The sequence below is a fragment of the Idiomarina piscisalsi genome (assembly GCF_002211765.1).
In the GTDB taxonomy this organism is placed as follows: Bacteria; Pseudomonadota; Gammaproteobacteria; order Enterobacterales; family Alteromonadaceae; genus Idiomarina; species Idiomarina piscisalsi_A.
Genome location: NZ_CP022133.1, coordinates 1,639,309 through 1,653,648, shown reverse-complemented (window position 1 = coordinate 1,653,648; position 14,340 = coordinate 1,639,309). Strand labels below are relative to the sequence as shown.

Sequence of the window (14,340 nt, the reverse complement as noted above, 5' to 3'; positions counted from 1 at the left end):
CGATGGTTGATAGGTTCTAATTAAGACCGCATATTTTATCGTTTATTGGGGCAAATTGCCAAACACGAATTTGTTAGCTCTTACGACGTGAACGTATCGCAAAATAGCCCGCCACAAATATAATCAGTGCGCCCCAGAGCATATGCCATGCAAGTGCTTCATCAAATAACCAAAAGCCCAGCAAGGCGGCGAAAATAACCGAACTGTAAGTGAAGACGCCGACTTTTGCGGGAGGCGCTATAGAAAACGCTTTTGTCATCGCCAGTTGACCGTAAACGGCAAGTAGACCAAGTGCGAAAACGCCAAGCCAATGATGACTGGGAATGGGCTCCCATAACCAAAGCAATGGCACACCAGAGGCAATGGTTGCTAACGTACTGAAGTAGAAAACAATTTTGCTGGTTGACTCGGTGCTCGACATACGCCGTATCACTGTTTTGGTAAAAGCGGCCAAGGCAGCCGCCAAAAACGCAACAGCAATAACCGGAGAGAGTTCACTGTTCATCGGGTCGAGGAAGATAAAGACGCCGACAAAACCGAGGGCAATGGCCAGCCAAGTTTGGCGGGCGACGTAGTCTTTTAACCAAAGCCAGCCAATGATTGGTATTAAAAAGGGCGATAAAAGTAGCACCAGTGTTGCCTGAGCCAACGGGATACTGGCTATGGCAAAGAAAAACAAGTACATGGCGGTAATGCCGGCAGCGGCGCGAATCAGATGCAAACCTAAACGGGTTGTTTTGAGCGACCCAGGTCCTTTTCGCCATAGCCAGGGCAGCAATACTAAAAATGCGGTTAGGTTTCTAAAAAACACCAGTTGTTCAAAGGGTTGGTCTTGGCTGATGAATTTTACCAAAGCACTGACACCGGCAAAGCTCGCCTCTGCGCTTAAAATTAAAAACGAGGCGAGAATAACGGCTTTTTGTGAGGTGTCTGTCGTTGCCATTGAGGTGCTCTTAAAAAATGTGGCATTTACACTGATGAATATGACTATGATAACGGAAATAAGACCGGAAATGTGTTATTTATAGAGAACTTATACTTACAGGCAATTCAGGTTCTATGCGAGATTTAACGGTTGTCATAAATGGCGGTGGCATGGTCGGTGCTGCGTCGGCGCTGGCATTTGCGAAAGCCGGGGCTTACGTCAAATTATTTGAAAGTCATCCACCAAAGCTCGAGGGTCAAACCAATGATTGGGATCTCAGAATTTCGTCCGTAAACTTAGCCAACTGGCAGTGGTTACGCTCACTGGGGGTTAATGAGGTCATTGCTCACAGCAAAGTAAGAGACTACCAGCGGTTAACGGTAACCACTCAGTCAGGAAAAAGCCTGACATTTGATGCCAGTGAAGTTGACCAAGCGTCACTGGGAGTGATGGTAGAAAATAACGCGTTGCAAACAGCACTTTGGCAGTGTCTGCGAGACTATGAAAATGTCGAACTTGTGACAGAGCAGCGTATTAACTCCTTGAATACTCATGACAGAACCGTCGAACTCACTCATGGTGAGCGGTGCAGCTTCGATGTCTTGCTGGGATGTGACGGTGCGAATTCCATTATTGCTCAGTTGACCCACACTGCTTACCGTGGCTGGGATTACGATCAACGCTGTTTGCTGGCTAATGTTGAGCTTGAACAGCCTGTTGCTTCCGAGACTTGGGAAGTTTTCAGACCACAGGGACCTTACGCATTACTGCCACTGTCTAACAATAAAGCTTGCCTTATTGATTATGACAAAAGAGCCGATATTCGCTCGCTTCAGCATGATAAAGCCGCGCTGCAAACTCATTTGACACAGTTGTTTGAGCCCCATATAGGACCATTTCAGTTGATAAAAGCCGCGAGCTTTCCGTTGCAGCGAAAGCATGCATTAACTTATTGTTCATATGGCTGCGTTGCGTTACTCGGAGACTCCGCGCATAGCATTCACCCGATGGCAGGGCAGGGCGTTAATCTTGGCTTCGCCGATATTCGTTGCTTGCTCAACGAATTATCAAACAAGCCAGTGACTCCAGCGCTTAACGCATACGAAAAACAACGAAAATTTGAGAACGCTAAAATGATGCGGTTAATGGATGCGCTTCAAATAAGCTGGCGCAGCAGCAATCCGATAGCTCGTCTATTGGCTGACGCCTCCTTGAGTGCCGCCAGAGCTCCGATATTGAAGCACTTCTTAATAAAGCAGGCCATTGGGGAAATAGAATAACTCGGGAAACGGGCACAAAAAAACCACCCTGAGGTGGCCATTGTCTGTTGTGGTGCGGAGGGAGGGACTTGAACCCTCACGTCCTTTCGGACACTAGCACCTGAAGCTAGCGCGTCTACCAATTCCGCCACCACCGCAACAGTAGTTAGTATGGCTGGGGCACCAGGGATCGAACCTGGGAATCGCGGGATCAAAACCCGCTGCCTTACCGCTTGGCTATGCCCCATCCAACTAAGGACAGCAATCACAAAATAAATTAAAGAAGCTAATGGCTGGGGCACCAGGGATCGAACCTGGGAATCGCGGGATCAAAACCCGCTGCCTTACCGCTTGGCTATGCCCCAATTTTAGCTACCCTGAGAGAGAGTTGGTGCGGACGGAGAGACTTGAACTCTCACGCCGTGAGGCACTGGAACCTAAATCCAGCGTGTCTACCAATTCCACCACGTCCGCACATTTCTCAGTTAAGTTGGTGGCTACGGCGAGATTCGAACTTGCGACCCCAGCATTATGAGTGCTGTGCTCTAACCAGCTGAGCTACGTAGCCAACTTTTTTAACTTTCCGCTCTCTGTGAGTGCGGCGCGTATTATGCAAATCGCTCCGCAACCCGTCAACCTATTTTTGAGAAAAAAAGCAATAAAGCAGCGCGTTTGTGCAAAAAAACAGTCATTTGATTAAAAAGGCGTCAAATCACCATGGGAGAGGGTCACCATTACTATGATAAAACTCGCCCGTCGACTCCATTGAGAGTTCGTCGATTCGCTGCATGAGTCGTTCGGCTGCGGTTTCTGCCGGAATATCGCCCGCATGGTTGACCATGTCGGTCTGGACGAAGCCTGGATGCAGTATCGCGACAGCAATACCCTTATCTTTCAAATCAATAGAAAGAGACTTGCCCGCCGCATTTAACGCAGCTTTAGACATTCTGTAACCATATCGGTTGCCTGATCCGTTATCAGCAATCGACCCCATCCGGCTGGTAATCAACGCAATTTTGCTGCCTTTTGATAAGTTATCCAGTAAAGCTTCGGTTACTCGCAAAGGCGCCAGTGCATTGACCTCAAATTGTGCCCGAATGGTACCAGCGTCCAGCTCACCTAAAACCTCTTTGTGCAGTAAACCAGCGTTATTAATCAAAATGTCCACTTTCTTGTCGCCTAATGTTTCTTTTAAACGCAACAAGTCTGAGGCTTTAGTAACATCGACACCTTCTATGATGTCGACATCCAATTCGGTCAGCTGCTTAGAGTTATTACGGCAAATGGCAGTGACTTTGTAACCTTTTTCGGCATACTGTTTGGCAAACTCAAAGCCGATGCCTCTGTTTGCGCCCGTTATAACGACGTGGGGTTGACTCATTCTACTGCTCCTTTAATCAGTTATTGGCTGACGCCACCTTCTGTTAGCTTTTTAGGGTCTAATAATTGTTCCAGGCGCTCACGACCTAAATCGGTCATTTCGTCTGCAACATCGATAATGGGGCGACCGTTTTGGTAAGCCTTCTTCGCTATCTCAGCCGCTTTACTGTAACCAATAACAGGGTTTAGCGCGGTCACTAAAATAGGGTTCTTAGCCAAGGCTTCATTAAGGCGATCTTCATTGACCTCAAAGTCCTTAATGGCTTTATCAGCTAAAGCATGACAGCTGTTTGTCAGAATCTCTATCGACTGCAGTAAGTTATAGGCCACAACCGGTAGCATAACGTTAAGCTGAAAGTTTCCTTGCTGAGCTGCCGTCGTAATCGTGGTGTGGTTGCCGTTAACTTGTGCAGCCACCATAGCGACGGCTTCCGGTATTACCGGGTTCACCTTACCGGGCATGATGCTGCTGCCGGGTTGAAGTGCTGTTAACTGAATTTCACCCAGGCCGGCTAGGGGACCGCTGTTCATCCAGCGTAAGTCATTGCTCATTTTTAACAGCGTCGTTGCCAGGGTGTTCAATTGGCCGTGTAACTGCAGGTTCAATTCTTGTCCCGCAATACCTGTAAATGGATTCGGGGATGCCTTAAATTCAGTACCGGTAAAGTCGCTGAGTTCTTTTGCAAAGGCTTCTGCGAACCCCTCTGGTGCGTTAATGCCAGTGCCTATTGCTGTGCCACCCTGAGGCAGAATACGGCTGTGTTGGAGCAGTTGTGGCAGTTGTTCAGCGGTGTGGCTGAGCTGACCCGCCCACGTTTCTAACTCCTGCGCTAGCGTCATAGGCATGGCATCCATCAAATGGGTGCGCCCGGTTTTTACGACGTCCCGAAGCTCGACAGCTTTACTCCGAATAACCTCCATTAAATGCTTAATGGCAGGCTGTAAGCGTTTTTCAATGGCTAACACGCTGGCCACTTGAATGGATGTGGGTATGACGTCGTTACTCGACTGGCTTTGGTTGACATGGTCATTCGGATGAACATCAACGCCGTTTCGTTTACACAAATTCGCGATAACTTCATTGACGTTCATATTCGAGCTTGTGCCAGACCCTGTCTGAAAAATATCAATAGGGAAGTGCTCTTTATGCTTGCCGTTAATAATTTGCTCGACCGCCTGAACAATCGCGTCTCGTTGCGTTTCTTCTAAACTACCGACCTGGGCATTTGCTTTGGCGGCGGCGGCTTTTACGCGGGCAATCGCTTTAATCATATCATCAGGCATTGTCAGCCCGCTTATCGCGAAGTTGTCGACGGCCCGCTGTGTCTGTGCCGCGTAAAGTGCCTCTTCCGGAACCTGAACTTCACCCATACTGTCGCTTTCGGTGCGATACTCTTGACTCATAAAGAAAACCTCCTGCGGCAAAGCATTTGTGTTTAATGTCATTTTAATAGGTATAACACATTACGAATTGACTGAGGTGAAGATCACGTTGTTGAAGATGAGAAAGTTGCGGAATTTGTGATGTGGGGTAATCTAGAGCTATCAATCTAAAATGGAGTGTCATTTGAGAGCACTTAAATGTCTGTTGGTCACTTTAGTGTGTTTGCTAACGGTTATGGAGGTTAACGCTGACGAATTGACTCTGACTATTGTCGATGAAAAGGGAAGCCCCTTGCCAAATGCTGTGATCATTGTTGATAACGCTTATGTTACTGACAAAGCAAAGCTTAAGGTCGAAAATAAGATCATTGATCAGGTTGATCGCCAGTTCACACCATTCATGACGGTTATAAAAGCGGGAAGTGAAGTCACTTTTCCGAATAGCGATAATATTCGTCACCACGTTTATTCGTTTTCTAAGCCGAAACCTTTTGAGCTCAAGTTGTACGCCAATGAAGAAAAACCGACATTGAGTTTCAATAAGCCCGGCTTAGTGACGCTGGGTTGTAACATCCATGATCAAATGATTGCCCATATTGTTATTACCGAGGACGAAACCGCCTGGATAACTGGCGAAAATGGTAAGGTGACGTTAGAACTAAATACAGCCGTTGAGTCATTGTTAAGCGCTCGTATCTGGCACCCGCTGATGAGTTCAGACTTAACGTCGGCGAAAGACGTCACTTTAGATAAGGTAAACGGCAAAACGCTAATGTTAGACGTAGTGAAGGAACAGGCCGATAAGGAGCCTAAGTCTCGTTTAGAGCAGCGCTTTAACCGAACGGGGAATTTATGATTCGGCGTTTTCGTACCAGACTGATAGTTATTCTCCTACTGCTTGTTTCAGGCTCTATAGCAATATCACTGTTCGCAATGAACTTCAGTGTAGAGCAACAGGCCGAACGCTCTATTGCTCAAGAGCTGAATGTGAGTGAACGAGTTTTCCGTGAACTTTTGAACAGCCGTAGTGAACTGTTGCTGCAGGCCGCACAAGTATTGACTGATGATTTTGGTTTTAAGCGAGCGGTGGCTACCGGCGATAAAGACACTATCGTTTCCGTATTGGTGAATCACGGGGAACGAATTAACACTGAGTTGATGGTGCTTCAAACGCCAGCAGGTGAGGAGATAGCTGCAACTCACCCTATCGGTAATGAAGTGACTAACGATTCACGTGGTCAGCAATTAGCTATTGTTGACGGTGAGCTGTTTCAATTGATAACGGTGCCAGTAAAGGCGCCACAACTGATTGCATGGGCAACTTTGGGTTTTCAAATTGACTCTAATTTAGCTGCTGAATTACAAAATTTAGCGAATGCTGATATCAGCCTCTGGCAGGAATCCTCGAAAAAGGTGATAGCGTCCAGTCTTGAGCCGGAGCTTCAGACTCATTTACAAAACGCACTTAAACGTAAAGGCTCGCTGAGTAACTGGCTTGAAGAACAAGCATTAGTGGGTAAAGAAACGTTGCTTGAAGCCTCCCAAGGCGATCAGGTACATGTGCTGTTGTCGTCGTCACTCGAGGAGGCAATGGCCGATGTTCACCGGGTTCAGTGGCAAATGTTGTTGATTGGTGCAGTGGCTGTACTGATTGCCGGCGCTGTTGCGTTACTAATGGCTCGCAGTGTTTCAAGACCGCTGTCGAGGCTAACTGAAGCGGCTAAACAATTGCAAAAAGGTGACTATGGCAACCTGAACCTAGAAAAACGAGCCGATGAATTTGGTGAATTAGCTATAACCTTTGAGTCAATGAAAGGGGCGGTGTCTGAGCGTGAGCGGCGCATATCTTTTCAAGCGACGCATGACCAGCTTACCGGATTACCGAACAGGGCTCAGTTTGCGGCGGACTTAGAGCGACTATTGAATAAAGGTTGTGAAGGAACGTTATTGCTCATCAATATCCGCAAATTCAGAACTCTCAATGACACACTCGGACAGGAGGTGGGCGATTTTGTGCTAAAACAAATTGCGCAGCGACTGATGGACTTTGGCGAACAAAGTCTTTCTGCCCGTATTGGAGGAGATGAATTTGCCTTGGTTTTTGAGGACAAGTTATCCGCTAACCACGATCTTATTAAAAGCCTTCGCTCATTTATAGAGAAGCCGGTAAAAGTCGGAGAAAGTGATTATCCGATACTGTTTAATACGGGAGCCGTGGAATTTCCCCGACAAGGTAGAGTCTTCGATACCTTGTTGCGCCGGGCACAGGTGAGTGCACAAGAAGCCAAGCGCCGGCAAGATTTCGTGTTCTTATACAGCGAGGGACTTGATGAACAGTACTTGCGTAAGCTCGATATTCTGGAGCATTTGAAGTACGCCGCTGATGAGAAGGAGCTGACCCTGCTTCTTCAGCCAAAAATAGAGACACAGACTGGAAAAACGATAGGTGCAGAAGCTTTATTAAGGTGGCACAACGAAAAGCTCGGCTTTGTGGGACCTGACGAGTTTATTCCATTGGCTGAACAGTCAGGGTTGATAAAAAGGCTGACAGAATGGGTGTTTAAGCAGTCAGTATCTTACTTAAAGCGCATCAATGCTGGAGGTGATTTTAGTTTAAGTATTAACCTCTCTGCTATTGATTTGTTGAGTGATGAAATTCTCTCTGTTATCGATGAGCTGGAGAGGGAAATGCCGGAACTCAATAAACACTTGATTCTTGAAGTGACGGAAAGTGCGATTGTGAGTGATCCGGACGCTGCAATTGAACGATTAAACTGGTTAAGGGGAAAAGGTTATCAGGTATCTATTGATGATTACGGCACCGGTTATTCTTCACTGGAACAGATGAGACGCTTACCGGTCACTGAATTAAAAATAGACCGAGCTTTTGTCCAGCCTTTGGTAAGCAGCGTAACGGATCAATCCATCGTTCGCTCAACGATTCAGCTGGCTCACGAGCTGGGCTTGAAGGTTGTCGCTGAAGGTGTGGAAGACGTTGAAAGCTGGAACTGGCTAAAAAATCAGAATTGCGATGTTTTACAAGGGTTCTATTTTAGCAAGCCGATTCCTTTTGATGATTTTAATGAAAGGCTACAGGGAGAGTCTCGTGACTAACCTACGATTATTGAGAAGTGCCGTTTTTGTACTTGCAGTATTCCCGCTAACAACGTTTGCGAATACCGGTTCAAAGTTACTGGCGACCGGCGGCGCGTCGACGATTGAAGGATCCGGTGGCGGAGGCATTGTTCCATGGGCGACGTTGAGTTCCTACGCTGATACTGGCGAGTGGGGGGCAACGGTTAATATGAGTGAAGTTGCCGTTGATGACTTTCGACTTAGCGTCCAGGGTGCCAGTGTTTCCTGGAACAATCGTGTCGAATTGTCTTATGCTCAGCAAACGTTTGATTTGTCGACGATTGGCGGAGAGTTGGAGCAAAACATCGTGGGTGCCAAAGTTCGCCTGTTTGGCAATCTGGTGTACGGTGACTGGCCTCAACTGAGTGTCGGCGCCCAACATAAGAAGAATAAAACGTTCACTCTACCTAGTGCCGTTGGGGCGTTAGATGATAGTGACACGGATTGGTATGTCAGTGCCGCCAAAGCTTGGCTAGATGGACCATTTCACCGAACCTGGGTGGCTAATCTAACGATGCGACGAACACGTTCAAATCAACTTGGTTTATTAGGATTTGGTGGCGATAAAGAGGCGGACTCAAAATGGGGGGCTGAGGCATCGGTGGCTGCTTTTTTAAACCGGTACTGGGCTGTTGGTGTGGAATTTCGCGATAAGCCTGACAATTTAAGCTTCGCTAGGGAAGAGGCCTGGAAAGATATTTTTGTTGCTTACTTTCCCTCAAAGCATGTCTCTCTTGTCGGTGCATATACTGAGCTTGGCTCTATTGCGGGCTTAGATGATCAAAGCGGTTGGTACCTGTCGTTGCAAGCGGCGTTTTAAAGGAAATAACTATGAGACGACTAAGTATTGTGTTTCTCCTCCTGTTATCGCCAATGGTGATGGGGCAAAGTCTTTATCAGCAATTGGGAGAAAAAGAAGGAATTTCTTCCATTGTCGAGGAGATGTTGTATCGCGTCGGTGGTGATGAACGCATTGTGCATCACTTCGACGGAGTAGATATTGTGCGTGTTCATAAACTTATTACTGAACAAGTTTGCGATGTGGTCGGTGGACCCTGTGAATACAGTGGTGAGACAATGAGAGTATCTCATGAAGGGATGGGGGTAACGCACGCCGATTTTAATGCGTTGGTAGAGCATTTGATTATTGCAATGGAAAAGCACAATATTCCTGTCTCTACTCAAAACCAGTTATTGGCAAAACTCGCCCCTATGTACGGGGATATTGTGGAACAATAAAAAAAGCCGCTCAACGGGAGCGGCTTTGAAGTAGAATTAATGTATTCTCAGACGTTAAAGCGGAAGTGAATGACATCACCGTCTTTAACGATGTATTCCTTACCTTCCAGGCGCCACTTCCCGGCGTCTTTTGCGCCTTGCTCGCCGTTGTTTTCGATGAAGTCGTCATAGCCGACAACTTCAGCACGGATAAAGCCTTTTTCAAAGTCCGTGTGAATACGGCCCGCCGCTTGTGGTGCTGTAGAACCGACTTTAACCGTCCACGCGCGAACTTCTTTAGGACCTGCTGTAAAATAAGTTTGCAGGTTCAAAAGCTCGTAACCAGAACGAATCACACGGTTAAGACCAGGTTCGTCCTGACCAATTTCCGATAGAAACTCTTCTTTATCGGCATCATCCAGTTCAGCGATTTCTGACTCAATGGCGGCACAAACAGGAACCACTACCGCATTTTCAGCCGCAGCAATTTCGCGAACAGTATCTAAGTGCGGGTTATTTTCAAAGCCATCTTCATTGACGTTGGCAATGTACATAGTTGGCTTCAAAGTCAGCAAGTTGTATGAGCGAATAGTCGCCCGGTCTTCTTTCGTTAACTCTACTGAGCGAGCCATGTGCCCCTCATCAAGAGCTGGTTTTAGCTTTTCCAAAACGGCAATTTCAGCCTTGGCCTGCGCGTCGCCACCTTTGGCTTTCTTACCTAACCGGTGTAGTGCCTTTTCGACAGAGTCTAAATCGGCTAATGCCAATTCGGTATTAATTGTGTCAATGTCATCAGCAGGGTTAATGCCGCCACTGACGTGTACAATGTTATCGTCTTCGAAGCAGCGGACAACGTGCCCAATCGCGTCAGTTTCGCGAATATTAGCCAGGAATTGGTTACCTAAACCTTCGCCTTTTGAAGCACCTTTTACGAGGCCTGCAATGTCAACGAACTCCATGGTCGTTGGCAGAACCTTCTCTGGTTTAACAATTGAAGCTAGCTTGTCCAGGCGTGTATCCGGAACCGGAACAACGCCGGTGTTAGGCTCAATCGTACAAAAAGGAAAGTTTGCTGCTTCAATACCCGCTTTGGTCAAGGCATTGAATAACGTGGATTTACCGACGTTGGGTAAACCAACAATACCACACCGAAATCCCATGATGAGTTAACCTTTCTGTTGAGGACGGTAGCTGTGGAGGCGTTGAAGCGCGTCCGTCCAGCCTTGTTCCATTAATGTGTCAATACTGCGACTGGCTTCATCGATACAATCATCAATGAGTCGCTGTTCAGTTGCTGGCGCCTTGCCGAGCACAAAACCGGTCACTTTCGATTTGTGACCCGGGTGTCCAATGCCAATTCGCAATCTGAGGAAATCCTGACTGCCAATTTGGGCGATAATATCTTTAATGCCGTTATGACCGCCAGCACCACCGCCTTTTTTAAACTTCGCTACACCGGGCGGTAAATCTAATTCGTCGTACGCGACGAGAATCGATTCAGGCGGAATTTTATAGAAGTTGGCGATATGTGCGACAGAAAAGCCGCTGCGGTTCATATAATTCTGAGGCATTACAATGCGCACATCGTGAGCGCCTTGTTGATAACGGCCAATTAATGCTTTTGATTTAGCGTCGACCGATAATGTAACACCGTGTCGCCTGCAAAAGTCGTCAACTAACCAAAAACCCGCGTTATGGCGGGTTTTTTCGTATTCGGGGCCTGGATTTCCCAGGCCCACTAATAGCTTAATGCTTGTTCCCATAGCTAGGACTAATGCTTACTCTTCGTCAGCGTCGTCTTTGCTCTTCTCTGCAGGAACTTCATCAGGAGCTACTGTTTCTTCTTCGTCTTCTTCTTTCTCTACACGTGGAGCAGAGATAGAAACAACTGCCTGGTCGTGGTCTTCGCCTTTAGTCAGCTCAACCAGCTCAACACCTTTAGGAAGGTTCAGGTCAGTCAGGTGAATCGTGTCACCAACGTTCAGTTCTGCAATGTCCACTTCCAGATACTCTGGTAAGTCTTTTGGAAGAACTAAAATTTCAACGTCATTGACGTGGTGAACAACAACACCGCCTTCTTCTTTAACGCCTTTCGCCGTCGTTTCATTCAAGAAGTGAAGAGGGACGTGAGTGTGCAGCTTCTGACCTTTCTCAACACGTTGGAAGTCTAAGTGAGTCAGCTTAGGCTTGAAAGGGTGACGCTGCATGTCTTTCAAAATGCACTGCTCTTTCTTGCCGTCGATGTCTAAGGTCAGAATGTGTGAATAGAAGGCTTCGTAGTCAGCCATGTTATTCACTTTGTTGTGATCCATTTCTAACGCTACTGGCTCACCTTTACCACCGTATAGGATGGCAGGTACTTTATCCGCATGACGCAGGCGGCGGCTCGCACCTTTCCCCTTGTCCGCGCGGACACTTGCTTTAATTGTGAAATCTAATTCAGCCATGATATTGGGCTCTCATTGTTAAATGTTTTAATTTGTCAGCACTCGCGACCAAGCTGCTGACCCAGATACTCAGAAACCGACGACGAGGCCGGTTTCCAAGGGCGCGCAATACTAGCACTGAAGTCTTAAAAAAACAACTGTATCAGTACTCGAACATTGCGGAGATAGACTCTTCGTTGCTGACGCGGCGAAGTGCTTCAGACAACATGCCGGACAGTGTCAGCTGACTGACTTTACCGGTGGCCTTCATTTCCTCGCTGAGAGGAATACTGTCGGTAACCACTAGCTCATCAATAGACGACTCTTCAATGTTTTTAACGGCGTTGCCAGAGAATACCGGGTGTGTCGCATAGGCGAAAACGCGTTTCGCGCCATGGCTCTTAAGCGCTTCTGCGGCTTTACAAAGCGTACCACCAGTATCAATCATGTCATCGACGATAATACAGTCACGCCCTTTAACATCACCAATAATGTGCATGACCTGAGAAACGTTAGCAGAAGGGCGACGCTTATCGATAATCGCCAAGTCAGTGTCATCCATTAATTTGGCAAATGCGCGAGCACGAACAACACCGCCGATATCCGGAGAAACAACCACCGGGTTGTCGAATTGTTGTTGACGCATGTGTTCAAGTAACACTGGGGTGCCGAATACGTTATCAACCGGAACATCGAAGAAGCCCTGAATTTGCTCGGCATGTAAGTCAACGGTGAGAACGCGGTCAACACCAACACTTGATAAGAAATCAGCAACGACTTTCGCCGTAATAGGTACACGAGCAGAGCGAACACGGCGATCCTGGCGGGCGTAACCGAAATAAGGCATTACCGCAGTAATACGACCTGCAGAGGCGCGACGCAGGGCGTCAACCATAACGATAAGCTCCATTAGATTATCGTTTGTCGGGGCGCAAGTAGACTGCAAAATAAAGACATCGGAGCCGCGGACATTCTCATTAATAGCGACACTGATTTCGCCATCACTGAAACGTCCAACAGACGCTTCACCCAGCTTAATGTATAAACGATCGGCGATTTTCTGAGCTAGCTCGGGGGTAGCGTTGCCAGCGAAAAGTTTCATGTCAGGCACAACATACCTCGACTTTTATTGGGTTAATGTTTGGAAAAGTGGTGAACGGTTCTGGCCTTGAGCGATAAATGAAAACAGTTCTCTGGGAACGTGTTTTTGAGCTTCCTCTGCCGCTTGCCTGCTCTCGAATGTCGAAAATAGACATGCTCCACTGCCAGTGAGCCGAGTCGGTGCGTATTCTAGCAAGGCATCACGTAATTTAGCAACTTCAGGATGCAGAGCACAGACCACTGGTTCGAACACGTTTTCGTGCTGGCTTATTTCCCAGGAAACAGGGGCAAGGGGGTTACTGTCTCGCTTTAGGTCAGGGTGATTAAACAGTTCAGCAGTGGATATATGTACGTTGGGTTTAACGATTAAATACCAGGGAGTGTCTGGTGAAACATCGGTAAATTGCTCACCAATACCTTCTGCGAAGCAAGTGTTGCCGTGAATAAATACGGGGACATCGGCACCTAGCTCCAGCCCTATCGCCTGGAGCTCTTCATTCGATAGTTTTTGCCCCCACAAGTAGTTAAGACCAACTAAAGTCGTGGCGGCGTCTGAGGAGCCGCCCCCCAATCCCGCACCTTGAGGAAGGTACTTTTTCAACTCAATTGTAACCCCGGGTAAGTTGCTCATGTCCTTTTTTAAGTAAGCACGTTGGAGTTGTTGGAGCGCTTTCCAAATCAGGTTGTCTTGCTTCGCCACATTAGAGCCATGATCGATCAGTTCGAATTGGTTTTCTGGCGCGGAATGGAAGTGTAACCAGTCTCCAAAGTCGAGGAACTGGAATACGGTTTGCAGCTCATGATAGCCGTCTTGGCGACGTCCGATTATATGCAAAAAAAGATTCAGTTTGGCTGGCGCAGGTAGTTTTAATTGTGGGTCTGCCATTCTTGCATTTGTACCTTTATTTTTAGTGTCGGGCTGTCAATATGGACTTGCTCTGGAAGAGGAAGCTCAGCGTTTGTTTGTGAATCATAAAACCATCGAATGCGCCATTGCTCATTATTTTGAACGACCGAGGCGCTGGCTAATGTACCGTTGTTATAATAGGTCAGGTTGTTCAGTCGAGCGGTTTTCTGGCCGATTAACCATTGGCGCAGCTGTTCAAATGGAATATAAACCTGTAACACATCTGCCAACAACACCGGTGCAGTCACTGCAGAGCGAGTGGCGCCATTAGAGTCTACTAGCGTTGCCTGGCGCTTGCTCACTGTTAGTTTCGCGAGCTGACCTTTCAGTGGATGCGAAAAACGAAGCTCTTGATACGTCGGCTGGTATCGCCAATTGACATAAAACGAGTCGCGTTCGTCGAGCTCTTTTTGTATTAATGCCATACGTCCGGACATTGACCAGTTATTAAAGGTGCTTAATTTATTTTGGTGGCTGTTAACTACGTCGATATTGACCTGGCGGCTGCTGTCCTGATGTGACGGCGTTGGTATTGAACAGCCCGTGACAAGCAATACAGTCAGCAAAACGGCTAATTTAGTAAGGTGTTGAATCATATTTTTCTAT

The 14,340-nt window shown here is 47.3% G+C and carries 14 protein-coding genes and 5 tRNA genes; 5 read left to right on the top strand and 14 right to left on the bottom strand.

The genetic code is table 11. The annotated features are described in order from the left end of the window. Positions 1-73: 73 nt before the first annotated feature. Positions 74-943, bottom strand: coding sequence for a DMT family transporter (locus CEW91_RS08065; protein ID WP_088768487.1), 870 nt, complete (start codon positions 941-943; stop codon positions 74-76). Between the two features lie 116 nt (positions 944-1,059). On the opposite strand from CEW91_RS08065, the gene CEW91_RS08060 reads away from it, so the two are divergent. Beyond that, a complete protein-coding gene (locus CEW91_RS08060) occupies positions 1,060-2,205 on the top strand; it encodes an FAD-dependent monooxygenase (protein WP_088768486.1) in 1,146 nt (381 codons plus the stop codon). A 50-nt stretch (positions 2,206-2,255) separates the two neighbouring features. Here CEW91_RS08060 and CEW91_RS08055 read toward each other — a convergent pair. The 7 genes from CEW91_RS08055 to CEW91_RS08025 form a co-directional block, all read right to left on the bottom strand. Further along, positions 2,256-2,342, bottom strand: a tRNA-Leu gene (locus tag CEW91_RS08055). Positions 2,343-2,356: 14 nt separating this feature from the next. Then, a tRNA-Gln gene (locus CEW91_RS08050) sits at positions 2,357-2,431 on the bottom strand. 43 nt (positions 2,432-2,474) lie between these two features. Continuing rightward, positions 2,475-2,549: transfer RNA gene (locus tag CEW91_RS08045), tRNA-Gln, on the bottom strand. A gap of 24 nt (positions 2,550-2,573) precedes the next feature. Next, positions 2,574-2,658: transfer RNA gene (locus CEW91_RS08040), tRNA-Leu, on the bottom strand. A gap of 17 nt (positions 2,659-2,675) precedes the next feature. Continuing rightward, positions 2,676-2,752, bottom strand: a tRNA-Met gene (locus CEW91_RS08035). 144 nt (positions 2,753-2,896) lie between these two features. After that, the gene (locus tag CEW91_RS08030) at positions 2,897-3,565 is read right to left on the bottom strand and encodes an SDR family oxidoreductase (RefSeq protein ID WP_088768485.1); all 669 of its coding nucleotides are present in this window, start codon (positions 3,563-3,565) and stop codon (positions 2,897-2,899) included. A gap of 20 nt (positions 3,566-3,585) precedes the next feature. Continuing rightward, complete coding sequence (locus tag CEW91_RS08025; RefSeq protein ID WP_088768484.1) at positions 3,586-4,968, bottom strand: class II fumarate hydratase; 1,383 nt, start codon at positions 4,966-4,968, stop codon at positions 3,586-3,588. Between the two features lie 163 nt (positions 4,969-5,131). Here CEW91_RS08025 and CEW91_RS08020 point away from each other — a divergent pair, with 163 nt between their 5' ends. Genes CEW91_RS08020 through CEW91_RS08005 form a run of 4 tightly spaced genes read left to right on the top strand, consistent with a single transcriptional unit; the run spans position 5,132 to position 9,321 of the window. Then, positions 5,132-5,803: a methylamine utilization protein gene (locus tag CEW91_RS08020; RefSeq protein ID WP_157776079.1), complete on the top strand. Its 672-nt coding sequence runs from the start codon at positions 5,132-5,134 to the stop codon at positions 5,801-5,803. After that, positions 5,800-8,061 carry a putative bifunctional diguanylate cyclase/phosphodiesterase gene (locus tag CEW91_RS08015; RefSeq protein ID WP_088768482.1) on the top strand — a complete coding sequence of 754 codons (2,262 nt, stop codon included), beginning with the start codon at positions 5,800-5,802 and terminating at the stop codon, positions 8,059-8,061. Before CEW91_RS08020 ends, CEW91_RS08015 begins: the two co-directional genes overlap by 4 nt. After that, complete coding sequence (locus CEW91_RS08010) at positions 8,054-8,902, top strand: DUF3034 family protein (RefSeq protein WP_232506943.1); 849 nt, start codon at positions 8,054-8,056, stop codon at positions 8,900-8,902. The genes CEW91_RS08015 and CEW91_RS08010 overlap by 8 nt, the downstream gene beginning before the upstream one ends. Before the next feature lie 11 nt (positions 8,903-8,913). Then, entirely contained in the window at positions 8,914-9,321 is a 408-nt protein-coding gene (locus CEW91_RS08005) for a group I truncated hemoglobin (protein ID WP_088768481.1), read from the top strand. 47 nt (positions 9,322-9,368) lie between these two features. Here the strand turns inward: CEW91_RS08005 and ychF are convergent, their stop codons facing one another. The 6 genes from ychF to lolB form a co-directional block, all read right to left on the bottom strand. Continuing rightward, a complete protein-coding gene (gene ychF / locus CEW91_RS08000) occupies positions 9,369-10,460 on the bottom strand; it encodes a redox-regulated ATPase YchF (RefSeq protein WP_053952779.1) in 1,092 nt (363 codons plus the stop codon). Between the two features lie 6 nt (positions 10,461-10,466). Then, positions 10,467-11,063: an aminoacyl-tRNA hydrolase gene (gene pth, locus CEW91_RS07995; RefSeq protein WP_088768480.1), complete on the bottom strand. Its 597-nt coding sequence runs from the start codon at positions 11,061-11,063 to the stop codon at positions 10,467-10,469. 15 nt (positions 11,064-11,078) lie between these two features. Beyond that, positions 11,079-11,747 (bottom strand): 50S ribosomal protein L25/general stress protein Ctc, encoded by a 669-nt coding sequence (locus tag CEW91_RS07990; protein ID WP_088768479.1) that lies wholly within the window; start codon positions 11,745-11,747, stop codon positions 11,079-11,081. Positions 11,748-11,889: 142 nt separating this feature from the next. After that, positions 11,890-12,837 carry a ribose-phosphate pyrophosphokinase gene (locus CEW91_RS07985; RefSeq protein WP_088768478.1) on the bottom strand — a complete coding sequence of 316 codons (948 nt, stop codon included), beginning with the start codon at positions 12,835-12,837 and terminating at the stop codon, positions 11,890-11,892. Positions 12,838-12,852: 15 nt separating this feature from the next. Then, entirely contained in the window at positions 12,853-13,713 is an 861-nt protein-coding gene (gene ispE / locus CEW91_RS07980; protein ID WP_088768477.1) for a 4-(cytidine 5'-diphospho)-2-C-methyl-D-erythritol kinase, read from the bottom strand. Continuing rightward, a complete protein-coding gene (gene lolB, locus CEW91_RS07975; protein WP_088768476.1) occupies positions 13,695-14,330 on the bottom strand; it encodes a lipoprotein insertase outer membrane protein LolB in 636 nt (211 codons plus the stop codon). Before lolB ends, ispE begins: the two co-directional genes overlap by 19 nt. Positions 14,331-14,340 lie beyond the last annotated feature (10 nt).